We start from the raw sequence: 1,342 nt of genomic DNA on the forward strand, positions 1-1,342 counted from the left end.
TGTCGGGTACTGAAATAAGTTGACCGTTTTACGGAGTTTAAACCAACTTATTATTATGGCGAAAGTAGAAGATTTTAGCAATAAATCGTCCCAGCGTGTAAATCGTTATTTTAGCGAGAGCTTTAAGCGCAAAAAAGTAAGAGAGATTGAGAAGAACGTTTCTACCGTCCTGGAGGTCAGCAGGGAATATGAAGTTTCCACTACGGCAGTATACAAATGGCTCGATAAATACTCGCACAACCGCAAACGAGGCGTAAAACAAGTTGTAGAACTAATGAGCGATACCCGAAAAATACAGGAACTAAGGAACAAGATTCGTGATTTGGAGCAACTGGTCGGACAAAAGCAGTTCGAGATCGAGTTCAAGAACAAGATGATCGATATTGCCGAGGAGATGTATGATATAGACATTAAAAAAAAACTTGGTTCGCAACCCTTACCTGGTTCTGGCTCAACCGCAATGAACACCGATGGAAAATGAGCCAGGTATATCGTTGGTCGGGAACCACAAAGCAGAACATGCACCAACGGCTCAATAGGGAATTGGAAAAAGAGGAGGAGAGAGAGCAGCTCAAGGTGATCCTGCGCCAGATACGTGTGGACCATCCGGGAATGGGATGCAAGGCCCTCTACAGGAAGATAGACCTGATGACGATGGGAAGGGATAAGTTCTTTGAGTTTTATGGTGGATATGGATTTAGGATAGTGCCGACAAAGGCCTTCCGAAGGACCACGGACAGCACGGGAGTAATCCGTTTCCCCAACCTGGTCAGGGATCGGGAGTTGACGGATGTAAACCAAGTCTGGGTAAGCGATATCACCTATTATGAAATAGAGGGCAGGTTCTATTACCTTACCTTCATAATGGACCAATATTCCAGGAGGATCATTGGCCACAGCGCGAGCAGGACCCTTAAAACGGCCCAGACCACGATCCCGGCCCTGAGGATGGCCCTGGGCAGGATTCCTGGGGAGTTGCGGACAAGGCCCATCATACATTCCGATGGAGGTGGACAATATTACAGTAAAGAGTTCCTGGGCCTTACAGAGGGGCGATTAAGGAACAGTATGTGTGTGAACGTCTATGAGAATCCCCATGCGGAGCGGATCAATGGCACTATAAAGAACAACTATCTGAAAGGATATAACCCCATAGGTTTTGAAGGATTAGTAAGAAGTTTAAATAAAGCAGTATATATGTACAACCATGAAAAACCCCATAGTTCAATCAACCATAAAACTCCCGTACAATTTGAAAAGGAAATAAAAATGAAAAAAGAATTAGTAACTTTAAATTAAATAACCAACTTCAAAAAAGGTCAACCTTATTTAGTACTCTACA

2 protein-coding genes are annotated in these 1,342 nt (G+C 43.8%); both read left to right on the plus strand.

The window, feature by feature from the left end; translation table 11 throughout:
- Window positions 1–55 precede the first annotated feature (55 nt).
- A complete protein-coding gene (locus MB09_RS15335; protein ID WP_045081806.1) occupies window positions 56–481 on the plus strand; it encodes a transposase in 426 nt (141 codons plus the stop codon).
- Window positions 478–1,299: a DDE-type integrase/transposase/recombinase gene (locus tag MB09_RS15340; protein ID WP_045081807.1), complete on the plus strand. Its 822-nt coding sequence runs from the start codon at window positions 478–480 to the stop codon at window positions 1,297–1,299. Before MB09_RS15335 ends, MB09_RS15340 begins: the two co-directional genes overlap by 4 nt.
- The last annotated feature ends 43 nt before the right edge of the window (window positions 1,300–1,342 follow it).

Source organism: Aequorivita vladivostokensis (genome assembly GCF_000952855.1).
Taxonomy (GTDB): Bacteria; Bacteroidota; Bacteroidia; order Flavobacteriales; family Flavobacteriaceae; genus Aequorivita; species Aequorivita vladivostokensis.

What these genes read in the sequence shown, in the direction of transcription:
- MB09_RS15340 (WP_045081807.1), top strand. Translation starts at nt 478, where the DNA reads ATGAGCCAGGTATATCGTTGGTCGGGAACCACAAAGCAGAACATGCAC.
- MB09_RS15335 (WP_045081806.1), top strand. Translation starts at nt 56, where the DNA reads ATGGCGAAAGTAGAAGATTTTAGCAATAAATCGTCCCAGCGTGTAAAT.